The 16,545-nt window shown below is 74.0% G+C and carries 19 protein-coding genes; 7 read left to right on the forward strand and 12 right to left on the reverse strand.

Going from position 1 to position 16,545, the window contains the following annotated elements; all coding sequences use genetic code 11:
• Positions 1-13 precede the first annotated feature (13 nt).
• Both ACWGH1_RS15650 and ACWGH1_RS15655 read left to right on the forward strand, forming a co-directional pair.
• Entirely contained in the window at positions 14-301 is a 288-nt protein-coding gene (locus tag ACWGH1_RS15650) for a YiaA/YiaB family inner membrane protein (RefSeq protein WP_453354404.1), read from the forward strand.
• A gap of 145 nt (positions 302-446) precedes the next feature.
• Positions 447-1,073 (forward strand): TetR/AcrR family transcriptional regulator, encoded by a 627-nt coding sequence (locus ACWGH1_RS15655; protein WP_453354403.1) that lies wholly within the window; start codon positions 447-449, stop codon positions 1,071-1,073.
• 33 nt (positions 1,074-1,106) lie between these two features.
• Here the strand turns inward: ACWGH1_RS15655 and ACWGH1_RS15660 are convergent, their stop codons facing one another.
• On the reverse strand, positions 1,107-1,568 hold the full coding sequence (locus ACWGH1_RS15660; protein ID WP_453354402.1) for a MaoC family dehydratase: 462 nt from the start codon (positions 1,566-1,568) through the stop codon (positions 1,107-1,109).
• A gap of 153 nt (positions 1,569-1,721) precedes the next feature.
• Here ACWGH1_RS15660 and soxR point away from each other — a divergent pair, with 153 nt between their 5' ends.
• Positions 1,722-2,171: a redox-sensitive transcriptional activator SoxR gene (gene soxR, locus ACWGH1_RS15665; RefSeq protein WP_453354401.1), complete on the forward strand. Its 450-nt coding sequence runs from the start codon at positions 1,722-1,724 to the stop codon at positions 2,169-2,171.
• Here the strand turns inward: soxR and ACWGH1_RS15670 are convergent.
• The 4 genes from ACWGH1_RS15670 to ACWGH1_RS15685 form a co-directional block, all read right to left on the reverse strand.
• Positions 2,146-2,922, reverse strand: a complete 777-nt coding sequence (locus ACWGH1_RS15670) for a 3-keto-5-aminohexanoate cleavage protein (RefSeq protein ID WP_453354400.1) — start codon at positions 2,920-2,922, stop codon at positions 2,146-2,148. The two genes, soxR and ACWGH1_RS15670, sit on opposite strands and share 26 nt — an antisense overlap.
• Entirely contained in the window at positions 2,919-3,509 is a 591-nt protein-coding gene (locus ACWGH1_RS15675; RefSeq protein ID WP_453354399.1) for a hypothetical protein, read from the reverse strand. The genes ACWGH1_RS15670 and ACWGH1_RS15675 overlap by 4 nt, the downstream gene beginning before the upstream one ends.
• Positions 3,510-3,662: 153 nt before the next feature.
• A complete protein-coding gene (locus ACWGH1_RS15680; RefSeq protein WP_453354398.1) occupies positions 3,663-4,961 on the reverse strand; it encodes a serine-threonine protein kinase in 1,299 nt (432 codons plus the stop codon).
• Positions 4,962-5,053: 92 nt separating this feature from the next.
• Positions 5,054-6,298 (reverse strand): exo-beta-N-acetylmuramidase NamZ family protein, encoded by a 1,245-nt coding sequence (locus tag ACWGH1_RS15685; RefSeq protein ID WP_453354397.1) that lies wholly within the window; start codon positions 6,296-6,298, stop codon positions 5,054-5,056.
• Positions 6,299-6,394: 96 nt separating this feature from the next.
• Here ACWGH1_RS15685 and ACWGH1_RS15690 point away from each other — a divergent pair, with 96 nt between their 5' ends.
• From ACWGH1_RS15690 to ACWGH1_RS15700, 3 genes are all read left to right on the forward strand, one after another.
• On the forward strand, positions 6,395-7,159 hold the full coding sequence (locus tag ACWGH1_RS15690) for an SDR family oxidoreductase (RefSeq protein WP_453408722.1): 765 nt from the start codon (positions 6,395-6,397) through the stop codon (positions 7,157-7,159).
• Positions 7,144-8,883: an AMP-binding protein gene (locus ACWGH1_RS15695; protein ID WP_453354071.1), complete on the forward strand. Its 1,740-nt coding sequence runs from the start codon at positions 7,144-7,146 to the stop codon at positions 8,881-8,883. The genes ACWGH1_RS15690 and ACWGH1_RS15695 overlap by 16 nt, the downstream gene beginning before the upstream one ends.
• A gap of 62 nt (positions 8,884-8,945) precedes the next feature.
• Positions 8,946-9,557: a TetR/AcrR family transcriptional regulator gene (locus ACWGH1_RS15700; protein ID WP_453354072.1), complete on the forward strand. Its 612-nt coding sequence runs from the start codon at positions 8,946-8,948 to the stop codon at positions 9,555-9,557.
• 39 nt (positions 9,558-9,596) lie between these two features.
• On the opposite strand, the gene ACWGH1_RS15705 is transcribed toward ACWGH1_RS15700, so the two are convergent.
• The 7 genes from ACWGH1_RS15705 to ACWGH1_RS15735 all read right to left on the reverse strand — a co-directional run bounded on the left by ACWGH1_RS15705 (position 9,597) and on the right by ACWGH1_RS15735 (position 14,675).
• Entirely contained in the window at positions 9,597-10,835 is a 1,239-nt protein-coding gene (locus ACWGH1_RS15705) for an acyl-CoA dehydrogenase family protein (RefSeq protein ID WP_453354073.1), read from the reverse strand.
• 9 nt (positions 10,836-10,844) lie between these two features.
• Positions 10,845-11,888 (reverse strand): phosphotransferase family protein, encoded by a 1,044-nt coding sequence (locus ACWGH1_RS15710; protein WP_453354074.1) that lies wholly within the window; start codon positions 11,886-11,888, stop codon positions 10,845-10,847.
• 134 nt (positions 11,889-12,022) lie between these two features.
• Entirely contained in the window at positions 12,023-12,934 is a 912-nt protein-coding gene (locus ACWGH1_RS15715; RefSeq protein ID WP_453354075.1) for an MBL fold metallo-hydrolase, read from the reverse strand.
• 93 nt (positions 12,935-13,027) lie between these two features.
• Positions 13,028-13,324 (reverse strand): hypothetical protein, encoded by a 297-nt coding sequence (locus ACWGH1_RS15720; RefSeq protein WP_453354076.1) that lies wholly within the window; start codon positions 13,322-13,324, stop codon positions 13,028-13,030.
• A gap of 83 nt (positions 13,325-13,407) precedes the next feature.
• Positions 13,408-13,731, reverse strand: a complete 324-nt coding sequence (locus ACWGH1_RS15725) for a DUF202 domain-containing protein (RefSeq protein ID WP_453354080.1) — start codon at positions 13,729-13,731, stop codon at positions 13,408-13,410.
• Between the two features lie 5 nt (positions 13,732-13,736).
• Entirely contained in the window at positions 13,737-14,135 is a 399-nt protein-coding gene (locus ACWGH1_RS15730; RefSeq protein ID WP_453354077.1) for a YidH family protein, read from the reverse strand.
• 9 nt (positions 14,136-14,144) lie between these two features.
• On the reverse strand, positions 14,145-14,675 hold the full coding sequence (locus ACWGH1_RS15735) for an NUDIX hydrolase (RefSeq protein ID WP_453354078.1): 531 nt from the start codon (positions 14,673-14,675) through the stop codon (positions 14,145-14,147).
• 75 nt (positions 14,676-14,750) lie between these two features.
• On the opposite strand from ACWGH1_RS15735, the gene ACWGH1_RS15740 reads away from it, so the two are divergent.
• Positions 14,751-16,406, forward strand: coding sequence for an FAD-binding dehydrogenase (locus ACWGH1_RS15740; RefSeq protein WP_453408723.1), 1,656 nt, complete (start codon positions 14,751-14,753; stop codon positions 16,404-16,406).
• Positions 16,407-16,545: the final 139 nt, after the last annotated feature.

Genomic DNA, 16,545 nt, shown 5'->3' on the forward strand with positions numbered 1-16,545 from the left:
CGACGCTGGACCCATGAACGAGACACCGGTCAAGCAGCAGAACACGGGGGCGTACTACGGCCAGGCCGTCGCCTCCTTCGCCATCGCCCTCGCCGCTGTCGGGCTGGGCCTCTACAGCATGGACGCCGACGGCTGGGTGCGCGCCTTCCTCGGCATCGCGGTCCTCTACCTCACCACCTCGGCCTTCACCCTCGCCAAGGTCGTCCGCGACCGCCAGGAAGTCACGCAGATCGTCAGCCGGGTCGACAACGCCCGGCTGGAGAAGATCATGGCCGAGTACGACCCTTTCTCCCCGAAGTAGATCCCCGGAGCAGATCCGCGGAGCATATCCCCGGAGCAGATCACTGGGTTCGGCGGATCCCCGAGCGCCCCGGCGTTCAGCCTAAGCGCTTGCTCACCCTCCGGTAAGGTGTTGGTTCCTACAAGCCGAAGAGGGTGAGCGAGCGATGGACAGTGCCGGCGCGGCCGAGACCGGCGGCTACCAGCCGTGGTCGGAGGTCACCCCCGACGCCGCCCGGCGGCTGCTGGTCGCGGCCGTCGAGACCTTCGCGGCGCGCGGCTACCACGCCACCACCACCCGGGACATCGCGGCCCGTGCCGGGATGAGCCCGGCGGCGCTCTACATCCACTACAAGACCAAGGAAGAGCTGCTCCACCGGATCAGCCGGATCGGCCACGACAAGGCGCTGGAGATCCTGGAGACGGCCGCCGACCGCCCCGGAACCGCCGCCGAGCGGCTCGACGCGGCCGTGCGGTCCTTCGTACGGTGGCACGCCGCGCACCACACCACGGCGCGGGTGGTCCAGTACGAGCTCGATGCCCTCGCTCCGGAGCACCGCTCCGAAATCGTGGCGCTGCGCCGGCAGAGCGACGCGGCCGTCCGCCGGATCCTCGCCGACGGCGTGCGGTCCGGGGAGTTCGACGTCCCCGACGTTCCGGGCACCACCCTCGCCGTGCTGTCCCTGTGCATCGACGTGGCCCGCTGGTTCAACGCCGCCGGAGAGCGTACGCCGGACCAGGTCGGCGCGCTCTACGCCGGCCTCGTGCTGCGCATGGTGGCGGCGAAACCCTGAACCGCCCGCGGCGTCCCGCCCCGGTGTCCAGCCTCAGAAGTAGTACCGGGACACGGACTCCGCCACGCACACCGGCTTCTCGCCGTCCTCCCGCTCGACCGTCACGGTCGCGGTGACCTGCACCCCGCCGCCCGTCTCCGTCACATCGGTGATCACGGCGGTGGCGCGCAACCGGGACCCGACCGGCACCGGAGCCGGGAAGCGCACCTTGTTCGTCCCGTAGTTGATGCCCATCCGCATCCCCTCGACCCGCATGACCTGCGGCACCAGGCTCGGCAGCAGCGACAGCGTGAGATAGCCGTGCGCGATGGTGGAGCCGAACGGTCCGGAGGCCGCCCGCTCGGGGTCCACGTGGATCCACTGGTGGTCGCCCGTGGCATCGGCGAAGAGGTCGATCCGCTTCTGGTCCACCTCCAGCCACCCGCTCGGGCCCAGCTGCGCACCGATCCCGGCGCGCAGTTCCTCGGCGGACGTGAAGATCCTCGGTTCAACCATGCCCTGCCCCTGCCTCTCGCTGATCAAGCTAATAAGCGCTTGCTCAGCATGCTGGGGCCGCCCGCCCCTGTCAACGGACCCCGGTCATCAGCCCGCTCTCCCCGCCCGGACCTCCCCCGCCGTTCCGCGGCCGCGCCGACTACCCTCGGTCAAGTGCCGCAGATTCCCGGGAAAGTCCACGAACTCACGGTCGGCCAGCTGTCCGCGCGCAGCGGCGCGGCCGTCTCCGCGCTCCACTTCTACGAGGCCAAGGGCCTGATCAGCAGCCGCCGCACCTCCGGCAACCAACGCCGCTACACGCGCGACGCGCTGCGCCGGGTGGCCTTCGTACGCGCCGCACAGCGGGTCGGCATCCCGCTCGCGAGCATCCGCGAGGCACTGGCCAAGCTCCCCGAGGAACGCACGCCCACCCGTGAGGACTGGGCGGCCCTCTCCGAGGCCTGGCGCAGCGAACTCGACGAGCGGATCAAGCAGCTGACCCGGCTGCGCGAGAACCTCTCCGACTGCATCGGCTGCGGCTGTCTGTCGCTGACGACCTGTGCGCTGTCCAACCCGGACGACGTGTTCGGCGAGCGCCTCACCGGCTCCCGGCTGTCGTTGTAGCGGCGCCCGCCCATTCCCGGACGGCGGCCGCCACCAGCTCGGCGTTCGAGCGGGCCGGCCGCCCGTCCGGCAGCACCAGTACGTTCCCCACGCCGATGCGTACCCCCGCACCCCAGCACGCGGCCAGCCGCAGCGCCGGCCACGCGGCGCCCTCCCGCCCGAACAGCACCCACGGCAGCCGCCGCAGCTCCGCCGGCAGCGCCGGATCCGCCCGCGCCGGCTCGCCCACCAGCCGCACCCGCCCCCGCCGGGCCGCCGCCCAGCCCGCCAGGCCCGCCCAGGCCCCGGCCGACGCTTCCGGCCCGCCCGGCGGGACCACCGCGTCCACCGCCACCCCGCGCGCCAGCAGCGCCGAAGCCAACTCCCGCGCCCCCGGCTCCGCCCACTGCACCACCGCCCGCTCCGGCAGCACCGCCCAGGACCGCACCCGTCCGAGCCGACCCGCCGGATCCGGCTCGGCCGCCACGCTCACCGGCACGCCCAGCGGTACGGAGACCCCCGCGCCCCGCAACGCCTCAAGTACCGGCCCCACCACCCGGGGCGAGAGGCTCTCGCGCCCGCACGGGGTCCGCGGGTGGACCAGTACCTCCCGGGCCCCCGCGGCGACCGCCGCCACCGCCGACTCCGCCAAAGCCGACGGGGACATCGGGACGGCGGCCCCGTCGGCCGCGCCGCGCGCGCCGTTCAGCGCGACCTGGATCCACGCCCCCGGCCCGCCCACACCTCCCGCTCCGGCCGCCGTACCGCTCACGCCGCCGACGCCGGATACGTCAACGCGTCCGCCAACGCCGGTCTGGGCACCACGATCCCGCAGCCCCCGCACACCGGCCCGTCCCACGCCCACGCCCCGGCCCACGCCCCGTGCCCCGCACCCACCGGCGGCCAGCGCAGCTCCTGCTCCCCGCACACCGGGCACGACGTCCCCGGCTCCGACTCCAGCGCCTTCACCAGCCGCCGCAGCACCTCGCCCAGCGTCCCGTCCGGCCGCACCCCCGGGTCGGCGCACCGCACCACCGCGTCCCCGCTGCCGCCCCAGGCCCACTCCGGCCGACGCAGCCCGTGGTGCTTCTCGCGCCTTCTGCGCTCCGCGAACTGGCGCTCGTACTCCAGCCAGACCGCCCGCGCCTCCTCCAGTTCCTCCAGCGCCGCGACCAGCCGCCGCGGATCTGCCGCCCGGTCCTCGGGGGCGATCCCGTGCCGGTCGCACAGGTGCCACCAGGTCGCGCGGTGCCCGTACGGGGCGAACCGCTCCAGACAGCGGCGCAGCGAATGGCGCCGCAACGCCCGGTCGTTGCGCCCATCGCGCACCTGGTAGGCCAGACTCCGGAATCCCGCCATGACACCTTCACCTCCGCCGCGCCCACGCCCACACCGACGTCGAGACGCCGTACGAGGTGAACGTCGTCCTACGTCCCGACGTGCCCAACATGCCCGGAGGGATGTGGGCGCATGCGGGGCGGTCGAGGCGTGCGGGTGGCACATGGCCGGAAGTCAGCGCCCCATGCGCCCCGCAGCCACCACGATCCGGGCCAGTTCCTCGTGGCAGATGTCGCTGTGCGCCCCCGTCGGTGCCCCGCCCCTGCGGACCACGGCGCCCGCGTCCACGCTGACGCAACCGGTCGCCGGCAGCCCGTCGCGCAGGGCCGCGGCCAGCGTGAGCCGGGGGGCGCCCGGCACCGCCTGCACGCCGTCGTGACCGAGCGCGCCCCACCGTTCGTCCAGACCCAGCACACCGGCCGAATCCCCTGCCATCCGCGAGGCGAGCGGATAGAACACCTTGAGGGCGGTGTCGTAGGGGGAGTGGCAGGCGACCACCGGGCCGTCCACCGCGCGCTGGAGGCCGTGCAGGGTGCCGCCGCGGCTCTTGTCGTGCGGCAGGCGGTCGGTGAAGGCGTAGTGGGAGAAGGCCCCTTGGAGTAGGGTCAGGGACTTCACGTACCGGGCGCCGCCGGGCACCGCCCGCAGGGCGAAGGACACCACCCGGCCGCCGAAGCTGTGCCCGACCAGGTGGATCCGCAGGTCCGGCCTGCGCCCGGCCAGCCGGGCCAGGACCGGCCCCAGCCCCCGCTCGCCGATCACCCCGGCCCGCTTCTTCATCTCGTAGTAGGTGGCCTGGCGCAGCACCTCCTTGGCGCCGCTCCACAGGGCGCGCAGGGCGCCGCCCATCGAGAGCTCCGCCCCGCCGGGCGCCCCGCCCGCCTCGGCCAGCGCCTCGGTGAAGCAGCGGCACACCTCGAGGACGTCCTCGGTGAACATCGCCGGCACGTCGGCGCCGGTGGCGGTGGGCACCGCGGCGACCCCGGCCAGTTCCCGCACCAGTGCTCCGAATTCCACGAACGCGGCCTCCGACTCCGGCCGCTGCGCCAGCAGTTCGGCGACCCGGTCGAGCTCCGCCGCCCGCCCCGGCCAGAACTGCCCGAGGGCCCGCCTGGTCTCCGGGTCCAGCGCCGTCCCCGGCCCCGGCCCGGCGGGGGCGCCTGTGGGGCCGTGCGGTTCGAAGTCCGGTATCGGCTCGTCCGCGAAGCGGATGGAGGGCCACAGGACCCCCGCGTAGCCCAGCCGGACCGCAGGGCCCACCAGTTCCGGGAACGGTGCGAAGAAGCGGTCGTAGAGCAGGGTCGAGGTGTCCGGTTCGCTGTTCCAGCCGTGCGCGAAGACCAGCAGGTCGGTGACCTCCATCCCGTCGAGCGCGGTCCCGGTCCCCGGGGCCGGATCGCCGTCGGCGTCGAAGACCAGCTCCGCGTACGGAGCCACTCCGACGCCCGTTCCCCACGCCGACCCACCCGACATGACGCCCCCTCCGGGTCCTGCCACCGTCGCGTCCAGCATCCTGCGACCGGGCCCGCCCGGCCAGCCCCGCGACGACCCGGATCGGTTCCGCCTCACCGGTACAGCAGGTACCCCTCCCGGACCGCCGCGAACCGGGCCAGTCCGGCCGCCCAGTCACCGGCGATCTCCTCCACCCCGGCTCCGGCGTCCACCAGCGTGCGCACGCGGTCGGAGCCGGTCAGCCGGTCGATCCAGTGGTCGGGCCGCCAGGCGAACCCGCTCCACGTCCGGCGCGCGGTCACCAGCAGGCCGATCCCCGCCCGCACCGGGTCGAAGGCCGCACGGTCGTGCACGAGCAGCCGGACCCCGCCGCACACCTTCCCGGCGTGCTTGGAGAAGACCGGCGTGAAATAGGCCTCGCGGAACCACACCCCGGGCAGGTCCAGCGCGTTCGCCGCCTCCGCCCACCGCCGGTCGATGCCCTCCGCGCCCACCACCTCGAAGGGCGTCGTCGTACCCCGGCCCTCGGACAGGCTGGTCCCCTCGAACAGGCAGGTGCCCGGGTAGACGAGCGCGGTGTCCGGGGTCGGCACGTTCGGGCTCGGGGGCACCCAGGGCAGCCCCGTCTCCCCGTAGAAGGACTCCCGGCGCCACCCCGACATCCGTACGGTGCTCAGCTCGAGCGGGCGCTCGGCCGGGAACTCCCCACGGAACAGCAGCGCCAGTTCGGCCACCGTCATGCCGTGCGCGAGCGAGATCGGCTCGCGCCCCACACCGCTGGCGTACGGCCGCTGGAGGACCGGGCCGGCCGCGCGCAGCCCGCCGATCGGGTTGGGCCGGTCCAGGACGACGACCGCCTTGCCGGCCAGCGCTGCGGCGCGCATGCAGTCGTACAGGGTCCAGATGTAGGTGTAGAACCGCGCGCCCACGTCCTGGACGTCGAAGACGACCGTGTCGATCGCCGCCGCAGTGAAGACGTCCGCGAGTGCCTGCCCGCTCTTGCCGTACGTGTCGTAGACGGGCAGTCCGGTGGCCGGGTCCCGGGTGGAGCCCTCGGATCCGCCCGCCTGCGCCGTGCCGCGGAAACCGTGCTCGGGCCCGAACACCGCGGTCAGCCCGACCCGTTCGTCGGCGTGCAGGACGTCGACCAGGTGGCGGGCGTCCGCGGTCAGGCCCGTCTGGTTGGTGACGACCCCGATCCGCCGGCCGCTGAGCATCCCGTACCCGTCCGCGGCGAGCCGCTCGAACCCGGTACGCACCCGCCCCCGCGCGGCGGCGGCGTCCGCCGGGCCGCCCACGGCCCCCGCCGCGCCCACGGCCCCCGCCAGTCCCAGCACTCCGCGTCGTGACAGCGTCATCCGCGCACGCTAGCCGCCCGCCCCCTTCCGATCCGACATACCGACTGGTTAGTCTGCCCGGATCAGCGATACCCGGCAGCGTCGAAAGGCATCCCCGTGAACGCGTACCAGGACCAGCGAGTCGTCGTCACCGGCGCGGGCGGCGGAATCGGGGCGGCCCTCGCCCACCGCTTCGCCGCCGAGGGGGCCACCGTCGTCGTCAACGACCTCGACCCGGCGAAGGCCGCCGCCGTGGCGGGCGGGATCGGCGCCCGGGCGATCGCGGTCCCCGGCGACGCCTCGGCCGTCGTGGACCGGGCCCGCGAAGCCCTCGGCGGAACCGTCGACGTCTACTGCGCCAACGCCGGACTCGCCTCCGGCGGCGACGCCTTCGCCGACGAGGGCGTCTGGGAGGCCGCCTGGGACGTCAACGTCATGGCGCACGTGCGCGCCGCCCGCGCCCTGCTGCCGCACTGGCTGGAGCGCGGGAGCGGCCGCTTCGTCTCCACCGTCTCCGCCGCCGGGCTGCTCACCATGATCGGGGCGGCCCCGTACAGTGTCACCAAGCACGGCGCCCTCGCCTTCGCCGAATGGCTCTCGCTGACCTACCGCCACCGGGGCGTCCAGGTGCACGCGATCTGCCCGCAAGGCGTGCGCACGGACATGCTGACCGCCGCGGGAACGGCGGGCGAGCTCGTCCTGGCGCCGACCGCGATCGAGCCGGAAGCGGTCGCGAACGCCCTGTTCGACGGCATGGAGAAGGGCCGGTTCTTGATCCTCCCGCACCCGGAGGTGGCCGACTACTACGCGGCCCGCGCCACCGAGCCCGACCGCTGGCTGTCCGGCATGAACCACCTCCAGCAGAAGTGGGAGGCACGGTGACCGCGACCCCCCGCTATGCCGACCGGCCCTGGCTGGGCCGCCTCACCGCCGCCCAGCGGGCCCCCGTCGCGCCCCCGCCCAGCGTCCTGCACGCCTTCCGCGCGGCCGTCGCCCGCGCCCCCGGCCGCCCGGCGCTCGCCTACTTCGACGGCCGGCTCAGCTACGCCGAGACCGACGCGCTGTCCGACTCCGTGGCCGGACACCTGGCCGCGCGGGGCGTCCGCCGGGGCGACCGGGTCGCGGTCATGCTCCAGAACACCCCGCACTTCGTGCTCGCCGTGCTGGCGGCCTGGAAGGCCGGGGCCGTCGTCGTGCCCCTCAACCCCATGTACAAATCGGGGGAGGCCGGCCACATCCTGCGCGACTCCGGGGCCACCGCTCTGGTCTGCGACGCCCGGGCCTGGCCGGCGTACCTGCGCGAGGCCGCCCGGGACAGCGCCGTGCACACCGTCCTGACCGCCCACGACACCGACTTCCAGACCCGCGACGACGTACGGGTCCTCGGGCCCGGCCGGGAGCCGCAGGCGGCCGCGGCCGCCCTGCCGGCCGTCCCGCGCCAGGGCCGCCCGCACGGGCCCGCCCCGGCCGGACCGGGGCACGAGGCCGCCGACCTCACCACCGTCGCCCGGCAGGGCCGTCCCGCCCCGGCCGGCCCCGGCCCCACCGCCACCGACACGGCCCTCATCAGCTACACCTCCGGCACCTCCGGCAGGCCCAAGGGCGCCATGAACCCGCACGGCGCCCTCAGCCACAACGCCACCCGCCAGGTCACCGGCCACCCCGTCCCCGAAGGCGCCGTCTACTTCGCGCTCGCCCCGCTCTTCCACATCACCGGCATCGTCTGCGAGCTCGCAGCCTGCATCGCCAACGCCGGCACCCTCGCGCTGGCCCACCGCTTCAATGCGGGCGCCGTCCTCGACGCCTTCCTCGAACACCGCCCCGCCTACACCGTCGGCCCGGCCACCGCCTTCATGGCGCTCGCCGCCCACCCCGCCGCCACCCCGGACCACTTCGCCTCCTTCCGGGTGATCTCCTCCGGCGGCGCACCGCTGCCGCCCGCCCTCGTCGAACGCCTGCGCGCCGACTTCGGCTTCTACCTGCGCAACGGCTACGGGCTCACCGAGTGCACCGCTCCCTGCGCCTCCGTACCGCCCCACCTGGAAGCCCCCGTAGACCCCCGCTCGGGCACCCTGTCGGTCGGCCTGCCGGGCGCCGACACTCTCGTACGCATCCTCGACGAGCACGGGGCCGAAGTCCCCTTCGGCGAGGCCGGCGAGATAGCCGTCCGCGGCCCCCAGGTCGTACCGGGCTACTGGGGCCTGCCCGACGAGAGCGCCGAGACGTTCCCTGACGGCGAACTGCGCACCGGGGACGTGGGCTTCATGGACCGCGACGGCTGGCTCTACGTCGTCGACCGCAAGAAGGACATGATCAACGCCTCCGGCTTCAAGGTCTGGCCGCGCGAGGTGGAGGACGTGCTCTACACCCACCCGGCCGTACGCGAGGCGGCCGTGGTCGGCGTCCCCGACCCCTACCGCGGGGAGAGCGTGAAGGCGTACGTCAGCCTGCGCCCCGGCACCTCGGCCGAGCCCGGGGAACTGGCCGCGTACTGCGCCGAACGCATCGCGGCGTACAAGTACCCGCGCCAGGTGGAGATCCTGCCTGTCCTTCCGAAGACGACCAGTGGCAAGATCCTGCGACGGGAACTGCGCGAGCGCGGCTGAAAACAGTCGGACGGTCGTACAACGCCCTGACAGGCGAGGGAACAGAGAGGAAGGCGAGCGCCATGGCCGCCAGAACCACCACGGAGCCGGAGGGCGCCGCCCGGGAGACCCCGGTGCCGCAGCGGCTGCTCGCCGTCGCCACCCGGCTGTTCGCCGAGCGCGGCTACGACCGTACCTCCGTCCAGGAGATCGTCGAGGCGGCCGGGGTCACCAAGGGCGCGCTCTACCACTACTTCGGCTCCAAGGAAGACCTGCTGCACGAGGTGTACGCCCGCATGCTGCGGCTCCAGCAGCAGCGACTGGACGCGGTGGCCGACTCCGACGCACCGGTGGAGGAGCGGCTGCGCGCCGCGGCCGCCGACGTCGTCGTCACCACCATCGAGAACCTCGACGACGCGGCGATCTTCTTCCGGTCGATGCACCAGCTCAGCCCGGAGAAACTGGGGCAGGTGCGCGCCGAGCGCCGGCGCTACCACGAGCGCTTCCGTGCGCTGGTCGAAGAGGGCCAGCGCACGGGCGTGTTCTCCGGCGCCACTCCCGCCGATCTGGTGGTGGACTACCACTTCGGGTCGGTGCACCACCTGTCCACCTGGTACCGCGCCGACGGCCCGCTCACGCCGCAGCAGGTCGCCGACCACCTCGCCGACCTGCTGCTGCGCGCCCTGCGCCCCTGAGCCGTCGGGTGCACGGGGATCCGGCGGTACCGCCCGCGCTCAGCGGTACCGCTTCAGCTCCCGGTGCGCCAGCGAGCGCTGGTGCACCTCGTCCGGGCCGTCCGCCAGCCGCAGGGTGCGCGCCGCCGCCCACAGTTCGGCCAGCGGGAAGTCCTGGCTCACCCCGCCCGCGCCGTGCAGCTGCACCGCGTCGTCCAGGATGCGCACCACCGCGCGCGGCGTCGCGATCTTGATGGCCTGGATCTCGGTGTGCGCCCCGCGGTTGCCGACCGTATCCATCAGCCAGGCGGTCTTGAGCACCAGCAGGCGCAACTGCTCGACGGTGACCCGGGCGTCCGCGATCCAGTTCTGCACCACGCCCTGCGCGGCCAGCTCCTTGCCGAAGGCGCTGCGGCCGACCGCCCGCCGGCACATCAGCTCGATCGCCCGCTCCGCCATGCCGATCAGCCGCATGCAGTGGTGGATCCGGCCCGGGCCGAGCCGCGCCTGGGCGATCGCGAAGCCGGACCCCTCCTCGCCGATCAGGTTCGCCGCCGGGACGCGGGCCCCGTCGAAGACCACCTCGGCGTGACCGCCGTGGTCGTGGTCCTCGTACCCGTACACCCGCATCGCCCGCCGGACCTCCACGCCCGGCGTGTCCCGCGGCACCAGGATCATCGACTGCTGGCGGCGCGGGTCCGTGCCGTCCGGGTCGGTCTTGCCCATGACGATGAAGACCTTGCAGTCCGGGTTCATGGCGCCCGAGATGTACCACTTGCGGCCGGTGACGACGTACTCGTCGCCCTGCGCGGAACGCTCGATGCGGGTCTCGACGTTCGTCGCGTCCGAGGAGGCCACCTCGGGCTCCGTCATCGCGAAGGCCGACCGGATCTCCCCGGCCAGCAGCGGCTCCAGCCACTGCTTGCGCTGCTCCTCGCTCGCGAACTGCGCGAGCAGTTCCATGTTCCCGGTGTCCGGGGCGGCGCAGTTGGTCGCCATCGGGGCAAGGTGCGGGCTGCGGCCGGTGATCTCCGCGAGCGGCGCGTACTGGAGGTTGGTCAGCCCGGCGCCGTACTCCGCGCCCGACGAGCCGTCCTGGTTCACGTAGAACAGGTTCCACAGGCCCTGACGGCGCGCCTCGGCCTTCAGTTCGCCGAAGACGGCCGGGGTGTCCCAGGGCGAGGCCAGCCGCGCGCGCTGCTCGGCGGCGACGGGTTCCGCCGGGTAGACGTACTCCTCCATGAACGCGGAGAGCCGTTCGCGGAGTTCCTGGGTACGGGCGTCGAATGCGAAGTCCATGCGGATGCCTCAGCCTTCCTGGAGGGTGTGCAGACCGTGTTCGATGAAGACCGGGACCAGCTCGCCGATCCGGTCGAAGCCAGCGCCGACGGTCTGACCGAGCGTGAAGCGGTAGTGGATGCCTTCGAGGATCACCGCGAGCTTGAACCACGCGAACGCCGTGTACCAGGCGATCGCCCCGGTGTCCCGGCCCGAGCGGGCGGCGTAGCGCTCGATCAGCTCGGCGGGCGAGGGGTGGCCCGGCGCGCCGCTCGTCGTGCTGACGGGGGAGTCGGCCAGGCCCAGGTCGGCGCTGTACATGGCGAGCAGCCCGAGGTCGGTCAGCGGATCGCCGAGCGTGGACATTTCCCAGTCCAGCACCGCCCGGATGGTGTCGTCCGGGCCGCCGATCAGTACGTTGTCGAGCCGGAAGTCCCCGTGCACCACGGTGGCGGCGGGGGAGCCGGGCAGGGCCCGGCCGAGTGCGCCGTGCAGCTCGTCGATACCGGCGAGCTCCCGGCCCCGGGAGGCGGCGAGCTGCTTGCCCCAGCGGCGCAGCTGCCGGTCGAGGAAGCCCTCGGGGCGCCCGAAGTCGCCCAGGCCCACGGCCTGCGGGTCGACCGCGTGCAGGTCGACCAGGGTGTCCACCAGGCCCAGTACGGCCCGGCGGGTGCGCTCGGGGCCGAGGGCGGCGAGCTGGCCGGCCGTCCGGTACGGGACCCCGTCCACGTACTCCATGACGTAGAACGGCGCTCCCAGCACCGAGTCGTCCTCGCACAGCAGCACCGGCTCGGGCACCGGCACGGCCGTTCCGTGGAGGGCGCGGATCACCCGGTGTTCACGCCGCATGTCGTGCGCGGTGGCCAGTACGTGACCCAGCGGCGGGCGCCGCACCACCCAGCGGGCGGACCCGTCCGTGATCACGTACGTGAGGTTCGACCGGCCGCCTTCGATCAGCCGGCCGCTCAGCTCCCCGGCCACGAGCCCGGGCCGCGCCGCGTCGAGGTGGCCGCGCAGCCGGCCGAGGTCGAGGCCCCGTGGGCCGGCCGGCGGCGAGGCTGGTGCTGAGGTCATGGGGCGCACCTCCGTGCGGAGTGGACGACGCTGGGACGGACGAGAGCCATCATGCCGACCAGTCGGTATGCCGTCCAGTGCCCCGGGCCGGGAAATGCCGGGACGCAGGCCCCCGCCCCGGCCCTCCGCGCGCGTCAGGCGTGGCAGAGTATCGGCGTCCCGCCGTTCATCACGGTCATGTCCTTGAGCACGGCCAGGATGTCCAGCGGCGCGCCCTCGGGTTCCCCGGCCAGCTCCGCGTACGCCCGGTGCAGGTTCGCCACCAGCCGCTCGCTCTCCCGCCAGGCCGCGAACTCGCCCAGGTCGGCCCCGCGCGCGACCTCCAGCGGGGTCAGCCCCTGCGACCGGCCGTCCCGGGCGAGTTCGGCGACGTGGCGCAGGTACCGCTCGGTGGCGTCGTACGCCGACGCGTCGGTCAGCGGCCCGTGGCCCGGTACGACGGTCTCCGCGCCGAGCGAGCACAGCAGCTCCAGCGCCCGCAGGGACCCCGCCAGCGAGCCCATCGCGAGGAACGGGGTGCCCTCGGCGAAGACCAGGTCCCCGGTGAAGACGACCCGCTGCCGGGGCAGCCAGACGACGGAGTCCCCGGTGGTGTGCGCGACGCCCGGGTGGATGACCTGGACCTCGGTCTCCCCGACGTGCAGGGTCATCCGGTCGCTGTAGGTGAGGGTGGGGGCGGTGATCTCTATGGCGCCGAAGTCGGTCGCGGGCCAGATCGTCTCCAGCTGGTGCCCGGCGGCGAGTTGCTCGGAGCGCGCGTTGTCATGGCCCAGGACCAGCGCCTCGGGCGCGAACACGCCGTTGCCGTAGGTGTGGTCGCCGTGGTGGTGGGTGTTCACCACGGTCCGGGGCAGCGGCACGCCGGCCGCCACGACCGCGTCCCGCAGGGCCAGCGCCCGGCGCTCGGTGGCGGCGGTGTCGACGAGCAGCGTCCGGCCGCCGTCGCTGACGAACCCGGCGTTGTTCAAACACCAGCCGCCCTCCGGCTGGACGTAGGCGTACACCCCGGCTGCGGGCTGGACGAGGTACGGCTCGGCGACGGTCATTCGCGCTCTCCCCGGGTCGCTTGACAGGCAGTCGGCATCCTGCCAGCCGCCGCGACGTCCGGGGAGGGCGGGGTCTACCCGCCGGGGGGACGGTCAGTGGTCGTCGTAGTGGCCCTCGTGCTCGGCGTGCCGGTGCCCGTCGTGCAGGTAGTCGACGTGGTCGCCGTGGGGCACGCTCTCGTGCCCGCACGCGGGGCCGTGCTCGTGCCCGTGGTCCTCGTGCGCCGTATGTCCCTGGGTCTCGCACTCGTCCCAGTGCCCCGAGTGTTCCCGGTGCAGGTGGCCGTCGTGCGCGTAGTCGACGTGGTCGCCGTGCGCCACCTGCGGGTGGCCGCAGCCGGGGCCGTGCGCGTGCTCGTGCAGGGGGTGTTCCTGGTGGAGGGTCGTCATGCCGCCGAGGCTAGTACGCATCATCCCGTTATGTCCGCTACGTCCCGGACGGCGCGGACAAGGCGGATCATCCGGCAGTCGGATCAGAAGACCACCGTCATGGCGAAGGCCGCCAGCGCCACCGTGCACAGCACCGCCCCCAGCGCCACCCGCGGCGCCAGCACCGGCGGACGGTAGGCCTCCAGCTCCCGGATCCGCCGGTGCGCCACCCCCAGGAACGCCAGCCAGAGCAGCCCGATCACCGCCGCCCCGCCCGCCTGCGGCAGTGCACCCGGCCCGCGCAACGCCTGGCGCAGCGCCAGGACCGCCGCCACCGAACAGGCCAGCGTCGTACGCCGCCACGCCAGCCGGGTCCGCTCCGGCTGGAGCCCCGCGTCACGCCCCTCGTCCGGCCCCGGCCCCGGCACCGCCGTCACCGCCCGTTCGTCAGGCCCAGCAGGACGACCACCACCATCGCCCCCGCGACCAGTCCCACCCCCAGGCCCATCACCACCGGGAACCGGGACACCGGCAGGTCCGCGCCCCGCCGCATCGCCCGCTCGCACCGCATCCAGTGGTTCACCGCCCGCAGCGCACAGGCCGCCCCCACCGCCAGCAGCGCCAAGGACATCCCGACCCGCACCCCCCAGCGCAGGTCCGGCAGGAACTGGTCCACCGCGAACCCGCCGCCCACCAGCGCCAGCGCGGTCCGGATCCAGGCCAGGAAGGTCCGCTCGTTGGCCAGCGAGAACCGGTAGTCCGGGGTCTCGCCCTCGTCCTTCAACCGCTGGGGGGCGAACCAGAGGCGCACGTCCTTGACCAAGTCGATCACCCGGTCAATCTACTGGCGCCGCCCCTCGTGCGCGCGCAGCCGCCGGTACGCCTCCATCCCGTCCGGCACCCACGCCCAGGCGCCCTGCGCCACCCGCTCCGCCAGTTCCTCCTCGGTGAGCCACGCGTGCCAGGCCACCTCCGACTCCTGCGGACGCACCGGCAGCTCGCACCGCACCTCGTGCACGTACGACCACCAGGAGCCGCCCGGCCCCTCGTAGAGGAACTTGAACAGCGGCCGCGGCTGCTCCAGCCCCCGCACCCCCAGCTCCTCCTCCGCCTCCCGCAGGGCCGCCCGCGCGTAGTCCTCCCCGGCGCCCAGCACCCCGCCCACGAACATGTCGTAGTGCGAGGGGAACACCAGCTTGGAGGCGGTCCTGCGGTGCACGAAGATGCGCCCCGTCGCGTCCCGGGCGCGCACGAACGCGCACCGGTGGAGCAGGCCGCGCGCGTACACCTCCCCGCGCGGCGCCCGTCCCGTCACCCGGTCCTCGCGGTCCACCACGTCCAGTACCTCGTCTGCAGCGCTCACGCGATTCATCCAACACCCCTGTTGACGGGTTACCGGTCCGTAGCAAAGGATCTGCCCCACCAGCCGACCGAGGACGGGCAGCGCATGACGTACGACGCAGACGTGATCGTGATCGGAGCCGGGCTCGCGGGTCTCGTGGCCACCGCCGAGCTCGTCGACGCGGGCCGCAAGGTCATCCTGCTCGACCAGGAGCCCGAGCAGTCGATCGGCGGGCAGGCGCACTGGTCCTTCGGCGGCCTGTTCTTCGTCGACTCGCCCGAACAGCGCCGGATGCGGATCAAGGACAGCCACGACCTCGCCCTCCAGGACTGGCTCGGCACCGCCGGGTTCGACCGGGATGAGGACGCCTGGCCGCGCCGCTGGGCCGAGGCCTACGTCGACTTCGCGGGCGGGGAGAAACGGCCCTGGCTGCACGCCCAGGGGGTCCGCTTCTTCCCCGTCGTCGGCTGGGCCGAACGCGGCGGCTACGACGCCGGCGGCCACGGCAACTCCGTCCCCCGCTTCCACATCACCTGGGGCACCGGCCCCGGGCTGCTGGTCCCCTTCGAACGCCGGGTCCGCGCCGGGGTCGCCCGCGGCCTGGTCGAGCTGCGGTTCCGCCACCGCGTCACCGGCCTCTCCCGCACGGCCGGCGCGGTGGACACCGTCAGCGGCGAGGTCCTGGAACCCTCCGACGCCGTACGGGGCTCCGCGAGCGGCCGCGGGCGCACCGGCACCTTCTCGCTGCGGGCCCAGGCGGTGATCGTCACCAGCGGCGGCATCGGCGGCAACCACGACCTCGTCCGCGCCCAGTGGCCGGCCCGGCTCGGGACCCCTCCCGAGCGGATGCTCTCCGGGGTCCCGGCCCACGTCGACGGCCTCATGCTCGGCATCGCCGAGGAAGCCGGGGCCAGCCACATCAACAAGGACCGGATGTGGCACTACACCGAGGGCATCGAGAACTGGAACCCGATCTGGGCCCGGCACGGCATCCGCATCCTGCCCGGGCCGTCCTCGCTCTGGCTCGACGCCACCGGCAAGCGGCTGCCCGTACCGCTCTTCCCGGGCTTCGACACGCTCGGCACCCTCGACCACATCATGAAGACCGGCCACGACCACACCTGGTTCGTACTCAACCAGCGCATCATCGGCAAGGAGTTCGGCCTCTCCGGCTCGGAGCAGAACCCGGACCTGACGGGCAAGTCGGTCCGTGACGTCATCGACCGCGCCCGCCAGGCCGTACCGGGGCCGGTCAAGGCCTTCATGGACCGCGGTGCGGACTTCGTCGTCGAACGGGACCTCGCCTCGCTCGTGCGCGGCATGAACGCCGTCACCAAGGAGAACCTGCTCGACGAGGCGACCGTCCGCGCGGCGGTCGTGGCGCGGGACCGGGAGATGGCGAACCCGTTCTCCAAGGACGCCCAGGTGACCGCGATCCACGGAGCGCGCAAGTACCTGGGGGACCGGCTGATCCGGACCGCCGCGCCGCACCGGATCCTCGACCCGAAGGCCGGCCCGCTGATCGCCGTCCGGCTGTCCGTCCTGACCCGCAAGTCCCTCGGCGGCCTGGAGACGGACCTCTCGTCCCGGGTGCTGACCGGTGGCGGCGAGCCGCTCCCGGGCGTGTACGCGGCCGGCGAGGCGGCCGGCTTCGGCGGCGGCGGCGTACACGGCTACCGCGCCCTGGAGGGCACGTTCCTCGGCGGCTGCGTCTTCTCGGCCCGCGCGGCGGGCCGCGCCGCGGCCCAGGCGGTGGGCTGAGCCCCGCCGGACCGACTACGGGCGGCGCCCCGGCACAGGCCCCGCCTCCCCGCACCGGTCCGGCGGAGCCCGCGCCCTCGCCGGGCGCGACCCGGCCCCGCCGGCGTTCGGGACGCGGCGTCCGGGCGGAGCCCGGTGC

The organism is Streptomyces sp. NPDC054883 (genome assembly GCF_053610645.1).